The sequence below is a fragment of the Euzebyella marina genome, from assembly GCF_014855515.1.
Taxonomy (GTDB): Bacteria; Bacteroidota; Bacteroidia; order Flavobacteriales; family Flavobacteriaceae; genus Euzebyella; species Euzebyella marina.
This window is the reverse complement of sequence record NZ_JACYFK010000003.1, coordinates 583,778-602,394: the sequence shown is the minus strand read 5'-3', so window position 1 is coordinate 602,394 and position 18,617 is coordinate 583,778. Positions and strand designations below refer to the sequence as shown.

At 40.6% G+C, this 18,617-nt stretch carries 13 protein-coding genes and 1 tRNA gene; 3 read left to right on the top strand and 11 right to left on the bottom strand.

Features of this window, described 5'->3' with window-relative positions; translation table 11 throughout:
• Nucleotides 1-139 precede the first annotated feature (139 nt).
• A complete protein-coding gene (locus tag IL356_RS15640) occupies nucleotides 140-1,363 on the bottom strand; it encodes a site-specific integrase (RefSeq protein WP_121848451.1) in 1,224 nt (407 codons plus the stop codon).
• Between the two features lie 226 nt (nucleotides 1,364-1,589).
• Nucleotides 1,590-1,663: transfer RNA gene (locus tag IL356_RS15635), tRNA-Pro, on the bottom strand.
• A gap of 159 nt (nucleotides 1,664-1,822) precedes the next feature.
• On the opposite strand from IL356_RS15635, the gene IL356_RS15630 reads away from it, so the two are divergent.
• On the top strand, nucleotides 1,823-2,746 hold the full coding sequence (locus tag IL356_RS15630; RefSeq protein ID WP_121848450.1) for an aldo/keto reductase: 924 nt from the start codon (nucleotides 1,823-1,825) through the stop codon (nucleotides 2,744-2,746).
• 7 nt (nucleotides 2,747-2,753) lie between these two features.
• On the opposite strand, the gene IL356_RS15625 is transcribed toward IL356_RS15630, so the two are convergent.
• From IL356_RS15625 to IL356_RS15615, 3 genes are read right to left on the bottom strand one after another with little or no spacing between them, the layout of a single operon-like run.
• Nucleotides 2,754-3,668, bottom strand: a complete 915-nt coding sequence (locus IL356_RS15625) for an alpha/beta hydrolase (RefSeq protein WP_121848449.1) — start codon at nucleotides 3,666-3,668, stop codon at nucleotides 2,754-2,756.
• A gap of 16 nt (nucleotides 3,669-3,684) precedes the next feature.
• Nucleotides 3,685-4,401, bottom strand: coding sequence for a M15 family metallopeptidase (locus IL356_RS15620; RefSeq protein ID WP_121848448.1), 717 nt, complete (start codon nucleotides 4,399-4,401; stop codon nucleotides 3,685-3,687).
• A gap of 10 nt (nucleotides 4,402-4,411) precedes the next feature.
• Nucleotides 4,412-6,262, bottom strand: coding sequence for a DUF5060 domain-containing protein (locus IL356_RS15615; RefSeq protein WP_162987850.1), 1,851 nt, complete (start codon nucleotides 6,260-6,262; stop codon nucleotides 4,412-4,414).
• A 58-nt stretch (nucleotides 6,263-6,320) separates the two neighbouring features.
• Here IL356_RS15615 and IL356_RS15610 point away from each other — a divergent pair, with 58 nt between their 5' ends.
• On the top strand, nucleotides 6,321-8,186 hold the full coding sequence (locus tag IL356_RS15610) for an arylsulfatase (RefSeq protein WP_225621516.1): 1,866 nt from the start codon (nucleotides 6,321-6,323) through the stop codon (nucleotides 8,184-8,186).
• Here the strand turns inward: IL356_RS15610 and IL356_RS15605 are convergent.
• The 6 genes from IL356_RS15605 to IL356_RS15580 form a co-directional block, all read right to left on the bottom strand.
• Entirely contained in the window at nucleotides 8,183-9,808 is a 1,626-nt protein-coding gene (locus IL356_RS15605) for a sulfatase family protein (protein WP_121848446.1), read from the bottom strand. The genes IL356_RS15610 and IL356_RS15605 overlap by 4 nt on opposite strands.
• 115 nt (nucleotides 9,809-9,923) lie before the next feature.
• Entirely contained in the window at nucleotides 9,924-10,742 is an 819-nt protein-coding gene (locus IL356_RS15600) for a sugar phosphate isomerase/epimerase family protein (protein WP_121848445.1), read from the bottom strand.
• A 131-nt stretch (nucleotides 10,743-10,873) separates the two neighbouring features.
• Entirely contained in the window at nucleotides 10,874-11,599 is a 726-nt protein-coding gene (locus IL356_RS15595; RefSeq protein WP_121848444.1) for a gluconate 2-dehydrogenase subunit 3 family protein, read from the bottom strand.
• 2 nt (nucleotides 11,600-11,601) lie between these two features.
• Nucleotides 11,602-13,320 carry a GMC family oxidoreductase gene (locus IL356_RS15590; protein ID WP_121848443.1) on the bottom strand — a complete coding sequence of 573 codons (1,719 nt, stop codon included), beginning with the start codon at nucleotides 13,318-13,320 and terminating at the stop codon, nucleotides 11,602-11,604.
• A gap of 121 nt (nucleotides 13,321-13,441) precedes the next feature.
• Nucleotides 13,442-15,553: a thioredoxin domain-containing protein gene (locus IL356_RS15585; protein WP_121848442.1), complete on the bottom strand. Its 2,112-nt coding sequence runs from the start codon at nucleotides 15,551-15,553 to the stop codon at nucleotides 13,442-13,444.
• 59 nt (nucleotides 15,554-15,612) lie between these two features.
• Complete coding sequence (locus IL356_RS15580; protein ID WP_121848441.1) at nucleotides 15,613-16,998, bottom strand: sialate O-acetylesterase; 1,386 nt, start codon at nucleotides 16,996-16,998, stop codon at nucleotides 15,613-15,615.
• Between the two features lie 119 nt (nucleotides 16,999-17,117).
• Between IL356_RS15580 and IL356_RS15575 the strand changes: the two genes are divergently transcribed.
• Nucleotides 17,118-18,479, top strand: a complete 1,362-nt coding sequence (locus tag IL356_RS15575) for a Gfo/Idh/MocA family oxidoreductase (RefSeq protein WP_121848440.1) — start codon at nucleotides 17,118-17,120, stop codon at nucleotides 18,477-18,479.
• Nucleotides 18,480-18,617: the final 138 nt, after the last annotated feature.

The window sequence follows — 18,617 nt, the reverse complement described above, 5'->3', positions numbered from 1 at the left end:
AAAAAACATCAATAATTTGATTGAATTTAAAATGAAGTAAGAAATAGTAGCTAACTAGGTTATATGAATATAAAATACATCTATATACTCCTAAAATCGAATAAAATCGATGAATTTGATTAATTCTTACTGGAGAGCTTTACTTGCCTTCCATTTTTTTAACCAATATCCTCATATCTTCGCCAACTTTTTTTTCCAAGACCCTTGCATAAATTTGGGTGGTGGTTAGTTTAGTATGCCCCAACATCTTTGAGACGGTTTCTAAAGGCACTCCATTGGACAAGGTTACCGTTGTTGCAAAAGTGTGCCTTGCAGTATGGAATGTCACTTTCTTGTAAATCCTACAGGCTTTACAGATTTCCTTTAGGTAATAATTGACCTTTTGATTGCTGTAAACAGGTAGTAGGACTTTCATCACTTTTCTTTCAGGCGAGTCTTCATATTTCTTAATGATCTCCATTGCCTGTGGAAGTAAGGGGATTTTAAGTTTTTCGTCCGTCTTTATCCTTTTGGTGAATAGCCATTTATTGCCATCTATTCCTTTAAGTAGATGTTCTGGGGTCAATGCCTTGACATCAATATAGGATAGGCCAGTATAGCACGAGAAGAGAAACACATCTTTGCATTTCTCAACCCCTTCCCTTGTGAAAGTGGATTCTTCAATCAACCTCAATTCCCGTTTTGTCAAATATTCCCGTTCGGTTTTTTCAAAACGTAGTTTATAGTTTTCAAAAGGGTCTTTTGCTATCCAATCCAACCGAACGGCCAACCTCGACATTTTTTTAAGCCGTTCCATATGTTTCATGGCCCCGTTATTGGTGCATTTGGTTCGTGTAGATGGCCTGTACTTTCTTAGGTACTGCTCAAAGTCCAATATAAAACGGTAGTTCAATTTTTTGAGCTTTATGTCCTCAACCCCATATTCCTCTTTTAAAAATAGGCTCACGCATCTTTCTGTGATGTGGTAATTCTTTCTGGTTCCGGGGCGCAATGAAGTGTGCATGGTTCCATTGTGATAGGCAATCAATTGTTTCAATGTTTTTCCGCCCTCATCTTCCCCAAAAAATCTTGCTTTGATAGATAGTGGAGTGATTACTTTTTCTTCTGCCATCATCAATCTATGGGCCTCATGTAGTCCTGTATAAATTTGATCTAGGTACTTGTTCAGGGAAATCACATAACTGGAAAAACCCTTGCCCCTTTTACGATTATTATCCCATAAATTGGCTTTTATCTCCCGATTTATGCTGAAATCGGTGCGCTCACCGTCGATGGTGATCCTACAATAGACAATTAGGTTCTCGGATTGAACCTTGTGCTTTCTAGTAAAGAAATTGATTGTTAAACGATTGTTTTTCTGCATGTTGCAACCTTTTAGAGTGTGAATACTGTGAAAGTCAAAACACAAGAAAAATGGTTCTAAAAGTCATTTAAAGTTACAATAAGAAATGTAAGTGTTTGCTCCCGATGGGAACACGCTTGATATGATTTTAGGTGGTTTTAAATGAATTCAAACGATATGCCTAAAAACACAAAACACTGAAAATCATAAGATTAACAGTGTTTTGATTTTACTTGAAAAGGTTAAGTCGGGATGACTGGATTCGAACCAGCGACCACACGCACCCCATGCGTGTACGCTACCTGACTGCGCTACATCCCGAAACCCATTCCACTCGAGGTGTGAAAATAGGATTGCAAAAATATAAAACTTTGCCACAATTCAAGGCTTAATTATCTGGTTATTGCTATTTGAAAACGTCTTTTCAGAAAAATTAATTTAACTTATTGATGGAAAACATTTTACGCAAAAGCATTTCTTATGAAATTCTATTCTAGAAGGGAAGTTTCAAAAATTCTTTTTACGGGCGGTGCGGCCATGAGCGCCTTTCCCCATTTGGCTTTTAACAAAAACGAAAAGATGATTGAAAGAAAAATTCCTTCTTCAAGCAAAACCTTACCGATAGTTGGCCTAGGTACATGGCAGTCTTTTGATGCTGGCGCAGATGTAGAACTTAGAGAACAACTTGCTACCGTACTTAAGGAAATGCACAACAAGGGCGGGCAGGTTATTGATAGTTCTCCCATGTACGGTAGTTCCGAAGAAGTAGTCGGAGACTTGACCTCAAAATTAGATTTTCAGGAATCTTTCTTTTATGCCACTAAAGTCTGGACTACCGGCCGGAAAGCTGGAATGGAACAAATAAACAGCTCGATGCAAAGAATGGGAAGAAAATCAATGGACTTACTCCAAATACACAATTTAGTGGATTGGCGAACGCATCTATCGACGCTTAAAAACATGAAAGAAAGTGGATCTATTACTTATTGGGGTATAACACACTATAGTGACTCTGCACATTCAAAATTGGCTGAAATTATAAAAAAAGAAAAACCTGACTTCGCGCAATTCAATTTCTCAATGGCTGAAAGAAGAGCTGAGCAATTCTTGCTAAAAACAGCTCAAGACAATGGTACTGCGGTTATAATCAATAGACCTTTTGCCGGAGGGTCTCTCTTTAGGTCTGTTAAGGGAAAAGAATTACCTACATGGGCCAAAGAGCTTGATATCTATTCTTGGGCGCAGTTTTTTCTTAAGTATATATTGGGAAACGAAGCAGTTACATGTGCCATACCGGGCACTTCAAAACCTCATCACGTCATTGACAATATGGGTGCCGGTTTCGGTAGGCTTCCTAATGAAAAGGAGCGTAAAAAAATGCTAGTAACCCTTTCAAATCTATAATTAGAGCTTAATCTAAAGAGCTCATCCATTCGAACATGCGCTCTGTCCAGTCACGTAAGTGCTCATCATTTCGTGCAAGGGAAAACCCATGTCCGCCCTTGGGGTAGATATGCATTGTGGCAGAAACTCCTTTATCTTTAAGAGCCTGAAAAAACAATAGACTATTTTCAACCGGTACAGCCGTATCATCAGTTGCATGAACCAATAATGTAGGTGGCGTTTCCGGTGTTACTTGGGATTCGTTCGAGAAACGCTGCAACAATTCTTCGGTTTCATTGCCTTGTAAAAGTGCTTTTTGAGAACCTGAATGCTTTGTAGATTGGGTGAAAGTTATAACGGGATACACGAGGGTCATGAAATCGGGCCTAGCGCTTAACTTATCGGCATTATCAATGTCATCATACACCTTTTCATTAAAATGGGTGCCCAAGGTTGATGCTAAATGGCCCCCAGCTGAAAAGCCGACAATACCGATTTTATTGGCATTTATATTAAATTCCGCAGCCTTTGACCTAACGAGTCTCAAAGCTCGTTGCGCATCTATCAGCGGAACATTATATTTTTCTTTGAGGGATTCAGATGTTGGTAACCGGTACTTGACCACGATACCCGCAATTCCCTTACCATTTAAAAATTTGGCTATATCTGTGCCTTCCCAATCATACGCCAAAATATGGTAACCGCCGCCCGGAAAAATCAACACGGCCTCACCTGTTGCATTCTGCTTAGCGGGTAAATAAACTTCAATAGTAGGTTCTTGTACCTTGCTGATACGTAATATGCCCTCTTTTACGTGTTCTTCTTTTTCATCTGTTTCGACCCTATTAGGAATTTTTCCTTTTGGCCATAGTGGGATGATGGTATCTTGAGCTTGTAAGTTCATTACGGTAAGAATCAGAATAAAAGATATTATAGTTTTCATTTGATGAGTTTTATATTTAAGGACAAGGCCATTTAAAGTTAGCCACCCGGTCGTTAGAACCCGCAGCCAGATTATAATGCCACCACTCAGTTCTTATCGACCAGAAGCCATGTTTCTCCATAGTTTCTTTTAATAGTTTTCTATTATCCAGAATTTCTTGAGGAAGGTCGAAATTATCATGATAGGCCCTTTTTCCGAAAAAATCGAAATCAGTACCCATATCCAATTGCTCACCGTTCAAAGTTTCTAAAGTAATGTCAACCGCTCCTCCTTTATTGTGAATAGACCCCTTCTTTGGGTTGGCCACATATTGGGGGTTGGGCACAATCTCCCACATTTTATATTGTACCGAATTGGGCCTATAACAATCAAAAAACTTAATTCTCACACCTTTTTTCTCGAGCTCTTTATTGGCAGCTATCAATGCTTTGGCAGTCTTGACACGTGTATAACACTCAGCACAATCATAGACCTTTTCCTTTAGAAAATTGTTTTTGGTGGCATAACGTAAATCATAGGAAAAACCATCACTAAAATCGGCCAGTCTAACAAAAGTTGTATCAGACAAGCTCGCAAAACTTTTAAGTTTTTTCTTTGTTTCTGAAACAGCTTTCTTTACGGTATCTACTTTTGCCTCTACCTCTATTTCTTGTTCATTGATTTTCTTCTCTTGAGAATTCTTGCAAGAGATAATCATTACCAAAATGACAAGGCTAAAAACTTTAAACTTCATTTATAATCAGTTACTTATTTCGGGCAATCAAAATCACCCAATCTTTGTTTTTTTGACCATTGAAAGCAGATAGTTCAACACTATTGGGCTTTGTTATTCGCCAACCTTCGTTCTGTTTGTCGTGTAACATTCCACCTTCTTTGGGATCATAAAATGCAATCGAAAAGGCGCCATCGCTAATGGTCAAATCGGTCTTTTCTCCTTTGGGTAGATAAACTACATATATTTCATCTTTCTTTGCAAAACAATAGGCCTTTTTATTGCTTAAAAGTTCATCGTGGTTCTGCATTTCCCAAAAGGGAAGGTGCCTTTTAAAAAATTCGGTGGCATTATTGCTTACAGTCCACCACTTATCCCTTACCCGAAAATCTTCAGCGGCCATATCATTATTCGCTTGGTCCAGACCTCCAAAATACCAAGAAGTACCGCCAGCACCTGATAATAGACTGCCCCAAAGACTACTGTGCATGACCATATCGTAATTGTTATTGCTAGCTGTATCAGTAGTAACCCCTATGTCATAATGCCCTATCTCATCTACATAGACTACCCAAGGTTTTTTGCTGTTCTTAGATAAATCGACCCATTTTTTCACTTCTTGGTGTACCTCGGTAGTGTCATACATCTGCAATGAAGGTATTTCAAGGTTTGTATAACCCAACAAGGGAGAAAACGTTTCTTTAATAGGATCTAAAGGCCTGCCTTCCATTCTTTTGCCCGTCACCCTTATATGGTTATGAACAGCAATGGGGTGGTCGTAAGGATCGATACTTCTTATGTATTCGGCGTAACTCTTTAATTGCTTGGTGGTACGATTGGTCTCTTCCCCTAAATTCCATACAACCCCTAAATGATGCCCAAACCTCGCAACCATTTCTTTGTAATATAACATGCGCTCAAGGCCCAAATCACCGTGGTTCAGCAACGTATCGTTTTCGGTCTCCTGGGTGAAAAAATTCATGGCCATGCCCAACTTATCCATATGGGTAAAGACAAAATCCCACTGGTCTAATTTGCTTACATAAAATCGGGTTCGTTCATTTGGTGAAATCCAAGGCCATACATTGTCACCGTCGCCCGCGACATTCATCACCATAAAGTAAAGGCTGTTCATTCCTTTTTTTGCCAAGTAATTCAAGGCCCCTAAAATGCCCTTTCCTTTTTCGTCTTGCCAAGTTCCATCCTCCTCGTTCCAATCAGAAATATGATTTTCGTATCTATGTAGGCCATCGATTAGACTTGGGGTTTCTACTCCTCCGTTTTTGAAAGTACCGTCAAATTCATGATAGGCCAAAAAGGTTTCGGGGCTTCCCACTCCATTTTTAATAAAATAATCCTGTGTTTCACTTTCCACCAAGTACCGCTCACCATCATATTTAAGTTGGCCAGTTCTGTAGAAGCCGCTATCCGTTGTATCGATTTCCATAACTTGAAAATCACCTTTTAACGCCCAAATAGAATTGTTCTTTTTCGGCATTGTAAATTGCTTAACGGCAATATCTGTCCCCTCCATCAAAAATGCTTCGAATTTCCACTGACCTACCCTATCCGGAGCAAACTTCACGCGCCATTTATTTCCTTGCTCGCTTCCTGTATTTCCGGCATCCCCATCCGCCGCAAAATACCCAAGAACGGTCTTTCTATCGTTTCCGTTGCTGAAATTGACCAGAAGTTGATAATCTAAAAACGGATTCAGACTGTCTTTTTCCGCTGCCAAAGGTCCGTTGAAAGTGATGGTCACAGGTTGCCATTTGCGCATACTACCTTCTAATCGGTAATCTGCCATGGTTTTCTTTTCTTGGCAACCTAAAAGCACTCCGAAGGCTAAAAGAAGATATATTTTAGAAAATGCTATTCTCATGGTGCTTCGATTCACTTTTAGCGGCATAAGATAAGTATAATTTCACAAGGGCTAATTTATGGGTTCTAACAATTATGAGTATATTGAAGAGCGACTTCTAAGCATCACCAACTGTCTCAAAAAATCAGAATTATCGACCATGTACAGGTATTTCACCTTGATTCTCTTAGCTCTCATACTCAGCTGTAAAGAAGAGCCAAAAACGACCCCAGTCTCAGAAACAAGAGATGACAAAAGGCCTAATATCATTTTAATAGTTGCTGACGACCAAGGTTGGGGAGACCTGGGCAGCTCCGGTAATACCAACCTAGAAACTCCACAGATAGATGCATTGGCCAAATACGGGGTTTCTTTTGAAAACTTTTATGTGCAACCCGTATGCTCACCGACCCGGGCCGAGATACTAACAGGTCGTTATTTTCCTAGAACTGGAGTGTACAGTACCTCATCAGGTGGCGAACGTATGAACTACGAAGAAACCACGCTTGCGGAATTATTGAAAAATGCCGGCTATAAGACTGCTATTTATGGTAAATGGCATAATGGCACCCAAGCACCATACCACCCCAATTCACAAGGATTTAATGATTTTTATGGATTTGCCTCCGGTCATTGGGGCAACTATTTTGACCCAATGCTTGAACATAATGGAAAGATTACTAGAGGAAAAGGTTACCTGCCCGATGACTTGACCGACCATGCCCTTGAATTCATAGAGCAGTCAAAAACGGAACCATTTTTTCTTTACCTACCTTATAATATTCCCCATAGCCCTATGCAAGTTCCTGACAAGTACTGGAACAAATTCAAAGACAAAAACCTTCAGCTTTTATCCGAGGATGGGGAAAATGAAACTATTGATTTCACCAAAGCGGCCTTGGCCATGGTCGAAAACATAGATTATAATGTAGGTAGGGTCATGGCCAAATTGCGTGAACTCTACTTAGAGGATAATTCCATCATTATTTACATGACCGATAACGGCCCTAATAGCTATAGATGGAATGGAGGAATGAAGGGCAGAAAAGGCTCAACAGATGAAGGCGGCGTTCGAAGCCCGTTGTACATTCAGTGGACAGGAATAATCAAAGAGGGAAAAAAAATCAATGAGATTGCAGGTTCAATCGATTTACTACCAACTATTGCAGGCTTGGCAGATGTTTACCCTATTACCGCCAAGCCTATTGATGGTAAAGATTTGACACCTCTTATTTTTGATGAAAAACAAGACTGGAAAGACCGAATCATTTACAATCATTGGAATGGTCAAACCAGTCTGAGAACACAGAATTTTAGGCTTGATAGTGAAAATAAGCTTTATAGAATTTCACGTGATAGAGGTCAAAAGATAGATATCTCAAGTCAAAACCCCAGATTGGTAGATTCCCTAAAGAGGATGAAGGATGACTGGCTTACTGCTGTAAAACCGCTAGATTCGAGAAATGATAATCGACCGTTTACCATTGGCCACCCCAAGTTCAGTTTTACACATCTACCTGCCAGAGATGCAAAAGCACATGGTGGAATCAAAAGAAGTAACCAGCACCCAAACGATAGTTATTTCACCAACTGGAAAAGTCTTAAAGATTCGATTACTTGGGATGTAGAGGTGCTTGCGGAAGGTACATTTGAAGTAGACCTATACTATACTGCCGACTTAGAGAATATGGGATCCATCGTAGAACTAAGCTTAGGTAAAAGTAAAATAGCCAAAAAAATTACGGAAGCGCACAACCCGCCATTAATCGGAAAAGAGCAAGATAAGGTTGTTCGTATCGAGTCTTACGTTAAAAATTTCAAACCTCTGAGGCTAGGAAAAATGGTTCTAAAAAAAGGCAGGGGCTCCCTAGTTTTAAAGGCCACCGAAATACCAAATTCCGTGGTGGCAGACGTTCGTTTGTTGGTTTTTAATCGAGTTGATTAATCCCCTTCATATTTTAGTAGTTCGCTATCGGTATAACCTATTCGTTCTGCTTTGGCCGTAAAAGACATCTCAGCCGGCAAAGGGTTTGAATACACCATCCATACCGAATCTTGTGGTTGTTTATAGACGATGGTAGCATCGGCCTTGGGTTCTATCAGTTCAATGCCCAGGTCGGTTACTTCTAACTGCAAAGGATCTAGTCGAGGTTGTTCTCCTTTTACCAACCAACGTTCCATTAACGAACGTTCATCAACCCTCCCTAAATCGTTGGTATCTTCCATCCAATCCATCAAGAGCTGCCTATAGGTGGTGAGAACTTGTTGGTAATCGGGGTCTTCAGCCAAATTGTTAAGTTCAAACGGATCTTCATTTAAATCATACAATTCTTCGGCAGGTTTTGTAGCCGACAGCCAAAAAGATTGTTGCTCGTTCAATTCACCTTTGGCATTAAGTCTTCTCAACTCTCTCATCATGGGCATTTGCTCTCTATATGAAAGTGGCATTGCGTGGCTGATATTGGTATTGAAGCTCTTGATGTATTTATAATCAGGAGACCTTACCGCTCTTAATCTATCATAACGCTCATCAAAACGATCGGATGTATGATAAGTATATTCCGGTTTTTTTTCCGCTTCAAATGCTCCGAACTGGGCCGTACCCTGCATTAATTTTGGCGGTTCTATACCTGCCAACGAAAGTACTGTTGGTGCATAATCGATAAAACTGATCAAACGTTCATCACGCGTACCCGCGTATTCATTTTCCGGAAATTTTACAACCAAAGGTACTTTAACACCTGTATCGTATAAGGCCCTTTTATGCCTTGGGAAAGGACCCCCATGATCGGCATAAAAGAAGATGATGCTGTTCTCATAAAGACCATCTTCTTTGAGGTCGTCTAACACCTTTCCTAACTGGTCGTCTAACCTTTTTAGGTTCGAGTAGTTGACCGCCAGGTCATGTCGAATGGTGTCATTATCGGGAAAGTAAGGCGGCACAGATACCTCAGAAGGCTTTACGAACAAGCTATCTTTTCCCCTTGACCAAATTTGGCTTTCATGGCAGACCGAATAGTTAAATACCGCAAAAAATGGTTGGTCTTTATCACGCTTTCGATAGTGCCTGTCTTTGCTACTCTCATCCCAAGCAGCATCAGTCTTTTCAAAGTTATAGTCCTCTTTGGGGCCGTTACAAGTATAATAGCCTTCTTTTCGCAAATATTCGGTAAACATGCGAACACCTTCAGGAACAACAGGAGAATAACTTGGCAGGCTGTCAAGTAGAGGTTCATTGACCTTTCGCCAAGGGGTATGGGTACGCATATTATGTGTGCCCAATGTTGTTGGGTACATACCCGTTATCAACGAACTTCGAGCGGGAGCACAGACTGGGACCGGGGCCACGGCATTATCAAAAACGACCCCGTCTTCCGCCAAACTTTGCAAATGAGGCAAGTCGATGATTGTGTTTCCGTACATTGGAAACCACTCCGGTGATTGATCTTCAGCTACAATCCATACAATATTAGGCCTATTCTTTCCATTATCTTCTTCTTGATTTTTATGGTTATTACAAGCCCCAAGTAGAACTACAATAGAAAGAAAAAAAGATACAGACCTCATGTTTTTTGATTGATTTGATATCTTTTAAATATACCCGTTTTTTATTTTTAAAAGGCAAACGCCCCACATTTATCGATGTGGGGCGTTTATATACTGCTTAAAATGATCTTATCGACTAATCAAGGCTATCTAAGTATTCTAAACTTTGAGGTACCTGTTCTACCACCCTTGAAGATTCGTCTTCTATAAACATGTACTCGATACCCAATTTTTTAGCTTCTGCGACCGTACCGGCAATATCAACCTGACCCTCACCCAAAACCACGTTGGTTTCAACATCTTCATGACCAGTATTATTACCCTCTACTCCATTTTCCATATCCTTTAGGTGCATCAACGTAAATTTCTTAGGGTACTTTTTCATCAAGGCCAAAGGGTCGGCACCCCCGTGATGTGCCCAATAGACGTCTAACTCAAAAGTAAAATCTTTCGCATTTTGCGCCATGTAGTCGAATAGCGTACCATCTTTCCAAGGTCTAAACTCATAGCCATGTGCATGATAAGCTAATGTAATACCGTTCTTTTTCAACTCTTTGCCCGACTTATTAAAAACCTTCGTGGCATGTTTGGTTTCTTCCAAATCCCATTTGTTATCATCATGGGGTACCCACGCACACATTACATATTTGGCATCAAAGGCCTTTGCATTTTCAATCACCTTTTGAACATTGTTCTCTAAATCTTCAAAACCAGCACCTACACTAACCACATCAAGGTCGTTTTCTTTCAACAAAGTTTGAAATTCATCCATCGATAGGCCGTAAGTACCACCACCTTCTATTTTTGTGATTCCCCAGCCATTTATAATCTTCAAGGTGCCAGGTACATCTTCTTTAAATTGGTTTCGAAGGCTATACAATTGAAGGCCCACTTCTTGAGCGTTCATAGCGAATGTAGCCATCACCGCTACTGTTGCAATTATTATTTTTTTCATCGGTTCTAGATTATTACTATTTATTCAATTTTACGGCAACAAAGCCACAAAAGCAAGACACCTCTCAAGTAATTTTGAGAGGTGTCTTAAATATTCAATTGCTTTTAACTTTCAAAAGTTTGAAAATATATTTAGGTCAATAGGTTACCCTCATCATCCCATTCAGCAATGACATTTCGAGTACTTTGATCAACACATTTGGCAATCCACTCGGGATCATATTCAACACCGTGCTTTTTAAGAACATCATCGGGCACACCATCCCAAACATTGGGCTGGTTTCCTTTATATCCTAAATCGGCGATACCTACTTTTGAAGTGTAGTACCCTGTTACGACCAAGTTTCTCATCAATGCAAAGAACTGAATCTCTAGCGGCTGGTCATCCAAAGAAACCTCCATATCTTGATTACAGATCTGGTCCAATATTTCTTTTTGTTGATCCAAGCTTGCCGATTTGAACTCCACCCCATAATCGGTATTCGATTTATGGTCTAGCCACATCAAGCCACCTAGCAGGGTGTTTTGCATTTGAGGCATGTCTTTACCAATGAATTCTATAAATTCCGGAACGTCTGCCTCTAAAGGTCCGCCATGCGGTTCTTTCGGAGGGAGTATCACCTCACTCAATACGGCAATAGTTTCCATTTCGTGCTCGTTGAAAAGCTGCTCGTCGTGAAGCTTCTCATCACGCTCGGCCTCCTGCGGTGTTCTACCGTAGTATTTGGTATCGGTATTTACAGAAGCATCTGCATTGGCAGGTGCGGCCTCCCCTTTATCGGTTTTGCAGCTATGAAATGCAAGTGCAGAAGCCCCAGCACCAAGAATCATTGTCTGTATACTTTTTCTTCTGTCCATGATTAGATATTTTGTTGTTTCAACTGTTCGATGATATAGTCAGAAGCCCTCCAAGACAAGGCCAAGATTGTCCATGTACAGTTTTTATCTGCCTGCGATACAAATGGTCCCGCATCAACGATAAATACGTTATCGACATCGTGCAACTGATTGAACTTATTAGTAACCGAAGTTTTGGGGTCATCACCCATTCTGGTAGTACCTACCTCGTGAATGATCTCTCCAGGAGCGTGAAGACCGTAATCTCTATCCTTACCAGGTTTATTCAAATAGATACCGCCCATATTATGGGTAATCTCTTCAAAAGTGTCTTGCATATGTTTTGCCTGACGTACTTCGATATCCGACCACTTATAATTAAACTTTAATACGGGAATACCATAGTCATCAACCGTTGTCGGGTCGATTTCACAATAGTTTTCCTTTCTGGCCAAACCTTCGCCTCTACCACCGAAACCGATAACGGCACCGTAGTATTTTTTAACCTCATCACGAAGCTTATCGCCATAGCCACCGGTAGGCAGACCTAATAATTTATTGAAATTATCTTGATCAAAACCAAAACCATAATTAGGCTGGCTCATACCGCCCCATACTTCAATGTGGTAACCACGGGGGAAGTCTAATTTGCTATGATCGCCCCACCAAGGTGAATACACGTGCATACCACCAACACCGTCTTCGTTATAGGTAACATCACGGTTCATTAGATCAGGAACGAATGCCGCGCCACTACTACCGGTAGAGTCATGTAGGTATTTACCAACCAAATCACTACTATTACCTAAACCGTTAGGGTGCTGCTTACTTTTTGAGTTAAGAAGGATACGGGCAGATGAACAGGCTGATGCGGCCAGAATGACCACTTTTGCCTTCAACTTATATTCTTTTCTATCATCTTTGCTGATGTAAGAAACACCTGTTGCCTTACCTTCTTCATTGGTAGTTATCTCGCGAACCATTGAGTTCACGTAAAGACGAACTTTACCGCCACTTTTTTGTGCCGGAAAGATCAAACAACTGCCTGCCGAGAAATCGGCATAAACCTGGCAAGACCTTCCGCACTGACCACAGTAAAAACATACACCACGATCATTATTAATTCTTTTGGTCAACATTGAAAGTCGACCTGGAATAACAGGAATTCCTGATTTTTTGGCTCCTTTTATATAGAAAAGCTCATGTAATCTCGGTTTTGGAGGGGGGAGGAAAAATCCGTCTGGATCATTCTCACGACCTTCATTGGTGCCAAATACACCGATCAATTTATCTACCTTATCATAATAAGGTTTAACATCATCATAACCGATAGGCCAATCTTCACCATATCCGTCTCGGGTTTTGCCCTTAAAGTCTTTAGGTCCGAATCTTAGCGAAATACGCCCCCAGTGGTTGGTACGGCCACCGAGCATTCTTGCACGCCACCATTTAAAAGTGGTACCTTCTTCGGTTGTGTAGGGTTCGCCATCTACATGCCAATCGCCCCACGATTGATCCCATTCACCAAAAGCACGAGTAGTACCTGCTCCCCTTCTTGGAGAATCATAAGGCCACTTTAACTGGGTCATGGTTTTAGGGTCAGCTGGGTCAAAGAAAGGACCGGCTTCTACTACCGCTACATTAAATCCGGCATCAGCTAGCTGTTTGGTAGCCATTCCACCGCCGGCGCCGGAACCGACAATGATAACATCATACACTTCAGGAGATTCCTTTATCTGCATAGTTAGTTTTAGTTTTTATGAGCGCACAATTTAAAAATTAAAAATGAAAACTCTGTTGATTTAATCAATCGATGTAGTGGATTGGCACAATCTGTATCAACATGAAACAAAATAATACCAATCAAAAATTAGCCATTTGGTTCAAGGCCTCATTTACCGTTTTAACCGGAAGTTTGCACGTAGTATTCTGACACACATAAATATACGTCTCGCCATCGATAAACCTATCTTCGAACAAGGGCAGTTCACTTTTTGAATCACTGCCCACAATTAAGGTATTCGGAAGGTATTTTTGGTTCAAACCGTTTATGACAGGTTTAACATCTTTACCCACCACGGCAATTTCAAAATAAGGATAAACATTGTTAAGGGAAAGTGCGTTCCATTTCGAATAGCTAGCCGGACTTTCTGCGACCAAAGGTTGCATTGAAGCGAGCATTTGCTTCGAACTTTCAAGATATTCTTTATTGTAATCAATATGCCCAAGAAGAAATAAGTTCTTAGCCATTACCGCATTGGGCGATGGAAGTACACCATCATCTGTTTTCACGATTTTTGCAATCAATTCATCACTTTCATTGTAAAAAAACATACCTGTTGTGTCATCAAAAAATCTATCGTAGGCTTCTTTCGTAAGCCGGTCGGCAAAATCGTGGTATTTCTCATCAAAAGTTACCGAATATAATTGCAGGGCCGCATTCGCCAAATAACTATAGTCTTCTAAGAAGCCTTGATTTTGAGAGCTTCCTTCTTTATAGGTATGCACCAACCTCCCATTTTTGAAAGAATTATTTTCGAGAAATTGAAATATCTTTTCTGCTTCCGTCAAAAACTTCTGTTGCCCAAAGGCTTTGTAAGCATCTACTAGACCATTGATCAAAAGAGCGTTCCATGAGGTTATTACCTTATCGTCGATACCCGGCCTTGGTCTAGTGTTTCGGGCATTTAAAAGTTTATTCTTCCATTCTTGTTTTAAAGTGGATAATTTGGATTCATCCATCTTCTCAGATTCTAAGAAATCGACATCATCTGAATTTCTACGTAAAACATATTTATTTTCTTCCCAAGCTTCCTTTTCATTAACGGAATAGTATTTTGCAAAGAGATCAAAATCACTACCCAGCGCTTTTTTCAACTCGTTTTGCTCCCATACATAAAACTTTCCTTCCTCACCTTCAGTATCAGCATCTAATGCTGCATAATATCCCTCAGAGTTACCCTTCATTTCTCTTTGAAGAAATTCGAACATTTCGGAAACCAGCTTTTGGTATTCGACATCCCCAAAAACCGTATAAGCTTTTGAATAAAGGCTCAAAGCCTGTGCATTATCGTAAAGCATTTTTTCAAAATGAGGTATTTTCCAATCAGCATCTGTACTATACCTAAAAAAACCACCGGCGACGTGATCATAGACCCCACCAAGAAGCATTTTATCCAACGTAGTCTTTACATGGGATCGAGTATTCACATCATTTTCTAAGATTGCATAATCCAACAAAAACATCAAGTTGACAGGAATCATGAATTTTTGTGTGCCTTGGTCTCCCCCTTTTTCCAAATCCCAGAACTTCTTCCACTTCTCAACATTTTCAACGAGAACTGTTTTAGAAATTTCACTTTTCTTATTTGTGGGAACAATGGTATTCGCCTCTGCAATACCGGCGGCTACCATATCGGCATATTCCTCCGCCTTTTTGGGGTCATTTTTGTAAAGGTCATTGATTTTGGTCAAGACTTGGGTCCACTGTTCTTTGGTATGGTAAGTGCCACCATACAAAGGTTTTCCGTTGGGTAGTGTAATTACATTCAAGGGCCAACCTCCATTGCCGGAAATCAGTTGAAGAGCGGTCATGTATATTTGATCGACATCCGGACGCTCTTCCCTATCAACCTTTATACTGACGAAGTTCTCGTTCATGACCTTTGCCACTTCTTCATCTTCAAATGTTTCTTCTTCCATCACATGGCACCAATGGCATGAAGAATAACCGATACTTACCAATACGAGTTTATTTTCTTTCTTGGCATCGTTTAACGGTTCTTGGCCCCAAGGGCGCCAATTGACCGGGTTATGTGCATGCTGAAGGAGATACGGACTGGTTTCATTGGCCAATTCATTGGTATACTTATGTTCTTCCTGAACTGGAACGTCATTCTTTTCCTCCTTACAAGAGGCAAGAATTAGAAAAGCGAACAGAATCACTTGAGGGAAGAAAAACCTAAAAACTTTCATAGCGAAATTTCTATCGCTCGAAAATACGATAATTAGTATGATAGAAAACCAAAAGGAATTTATTCCGTAATAAATGCCGATGCTGGCAAGCCAGCTTCGTTAAACAAATTAGGTTCGGCAATATTACCCCACCCAAACCTTACCTTTGTGGGCTCTTTTACCTCTTTTGAAGACAACAATATTTTACCATCTTTTATTTTGGCTTTTGCTTCATGCCAAGTACCATCTGCCGATGCTATTTCAAAATGCGTTGGTTTTTTGTCCTTCGCCATCAACCCTTCGGAGTGATCAAAGGTCAATTCTACAGTTTTACCCTTAATTTCATGGGACTTATAAAGTGGCCCACGAACTTCGCCATCATAACTACCATAGGTCTGTTTTAATGCCAAATTCCCCAATCGTAAACCTACATCTTGCTTATTGGGCGGATGAATATCGTTTACCGTGGCAATATCGCTTACTACCACCATTCCCGAGTTAGGAATATTCTGCTCTGCTCTTCTTTGTGCATCCCTTAAATAAGCGCCTACTTCAGGCACATCATACTTATAAGGTGCAATCTGAACAAAATAAAATGGAAACTCATACCCCCAAGCATTTCGCCAAGAGGCTACCATCTCAGAGAATAACTTGGTATAACGACTATGACGATTAACATTTGACTCACCCTGATACCAAATGGTTCCGGCAATTTTAAAAGGTGTTATGGCATGCACCATTCCGTTATAAAGAAAAGATGGCGTGACTGGGCTCCACGGTGTTTCCTGCAGAGATTGCGCATCGGCATTAAGGTCTTCATTTTCATCAAAGACAGATTTAGTCGCCCATACCTCGGCAGGGGTACCTCCCCAGGCATTGTCAATTAGCCCAATCGGAATATTCAGTTCTTTTTGAAGACGGCGTGCGAAAAAATAACCCACCGCACTAAAAGACTTCATTGTTTCGGGAGAACATACCTCCCAATTACCGGGCAAATCATCTTGCGGAAATTCAGAGGTTCTTCTGGGTACGGTAAAAAGTCTTATTTTGGGGTAGTTGGCTTGATCTATTTCCTCCTGTGCATTATCTATTCCTGCGGCCGTGGTTGCACTCCACTCCATGTTCGACTGTCCTGAACAAACCCAAACCTCACCTATGAGAATATCTTTTAGTACTACTTCGCTATCTCTACCCTTCACATTTACCTGGTATGGCCCACCCGCCTCAGGAGTATTTACAACAACCTCCCATTGAGCGGTAATAGGTGTTTTTACATTATATTCCTTACTATCCCAACTGGTAGTAAGTACTAGTTCTTCACCTGTGCCTGCCCAACCCCAAATCTTCACCTCGTCATTTCTTTGTAAGACCATATGGTCCGAAAAAATATGGGGAAGTGCCACTTGGGCCAAAATAACCTGACTTGAGAAAAACAAAAGAGTTAAAAAGAAGTGCTGAATTTTCATTTTTTGAATAGCGTTAAGTTTGAAGTCTTAAATATATCAAATTATATACTCAACAAATATTTGGCCCTTATTTTATATAGATTTAAATATCTTTAGATCATCAACCAAAAATCATTAAAATGCAAGGCAAAAATTTTTACATTAATCGTCGCAACTTTTTAAAAGGCACTACTGCCGCCATGGCTCTTTCTTCATTTGGTGCATATGGCCTTGATCTAATTTACCGGGAAAAGCCTTTAAGAGTTGGGCTTATCGGAACAGGTTGGTACGGTAAAAGTGATCTTTTTAGGCTCATTCAAGTAACGAACGTAGAAGTAATATCGCTTTGCGATGTCGATAGCCAAATGCTAGCGGCAGCGGCCGATTTGGTAAGCAAACGTCAGAAGTCGGGCAAGAAACCGAAGACGTATTCCGACTATAAAAAAATGTTGGCTGAAGGTGATTTAGATGTTGTTCTGGTCGGTACGCCCGATCACTGGCATGCGCTACAGGGTATTGAGGTGATGAAATCAGGTGCACACGTCTACTTGCAAAAACCAATTAGTGTTGATGTACTCGAAGGAGAAGCATTGATCGCCGCAAGCAAAAAGTATGGTAAAGTAGTACAGGTAGGCACGCAACGTAAAAGCACACCTCACCTCATCGAGGCCAAAAAGAACATTGTTGATGCCGGCCTTTTAGGAAAGGTTTCACATGTAGAGATCTGCTGTTATTATCATATGCGTGATACACAAAACAGGCCGCAAGCACCTATACCTGATTTTTTTGATTATGATATGTGGACAGGTCCTGCACCCATGCGAGAATTCGATGGCCTGCCCCATAGAAGATGGAGAGCCTTTATGGAATATGGAAATGGTATAGTGGGCGACATGTGTGTTCATATGCTCGACACCGTGCGGTGGATGTTGGATTTAGGTTGGCCCAAAAGAATTAGTTCAACGGGAGGCATTTACGTTCAAAAAGATGCCAAAGCAAACATAACCGATACCCAAAATGCCGTATTTGAATTTGAGGAAATGGAGTGTATATGGAAACATCGAACATGGGGTACTGCTCCCGACCCTGAATACCCTTGGGCCTTCAAAATTTTTGGGGAAAAGGGTACGCTATCGGGAAGCGTCATGCAATATGACTTTGTTCCGGTTGGAGATGGAAAGAAAATTCATAAAGATGTTATTTACGAACGTGAAAAATACCCCGAAGACGTAACGGAAAAAGATATAGAACTTCATGCAGCACCCGCCACCCGAGGCCATATGCTAGACTTTCTAGCTGCAATTGAAACAGGTTCAAAGCCGGTCGCGAACATACAGGAAGGACATATTTCTACCGCGAGTTGTATCTTGGCCAATATGGCTCTGGCTTTGCAACGCCCTCTTTCGTACAGTCAAGAACAACAACTTATTTTGAACGACCCTGAAGCTACTAAGCTTCTAAAAAGAAGCTATCGCGAGGGTTGGCAACATCCTCATTCTTAGCTCAAGACTTTGCTTCCATCATCTGAAAAATCAAATGATTTAAAAGGCCAACTTTATAAACTTGAACATTATTAATTTGCATTATCTATAGAACTTGCGCCATCATATAATCAAAATTTAGACTGACTTATTTGGTAA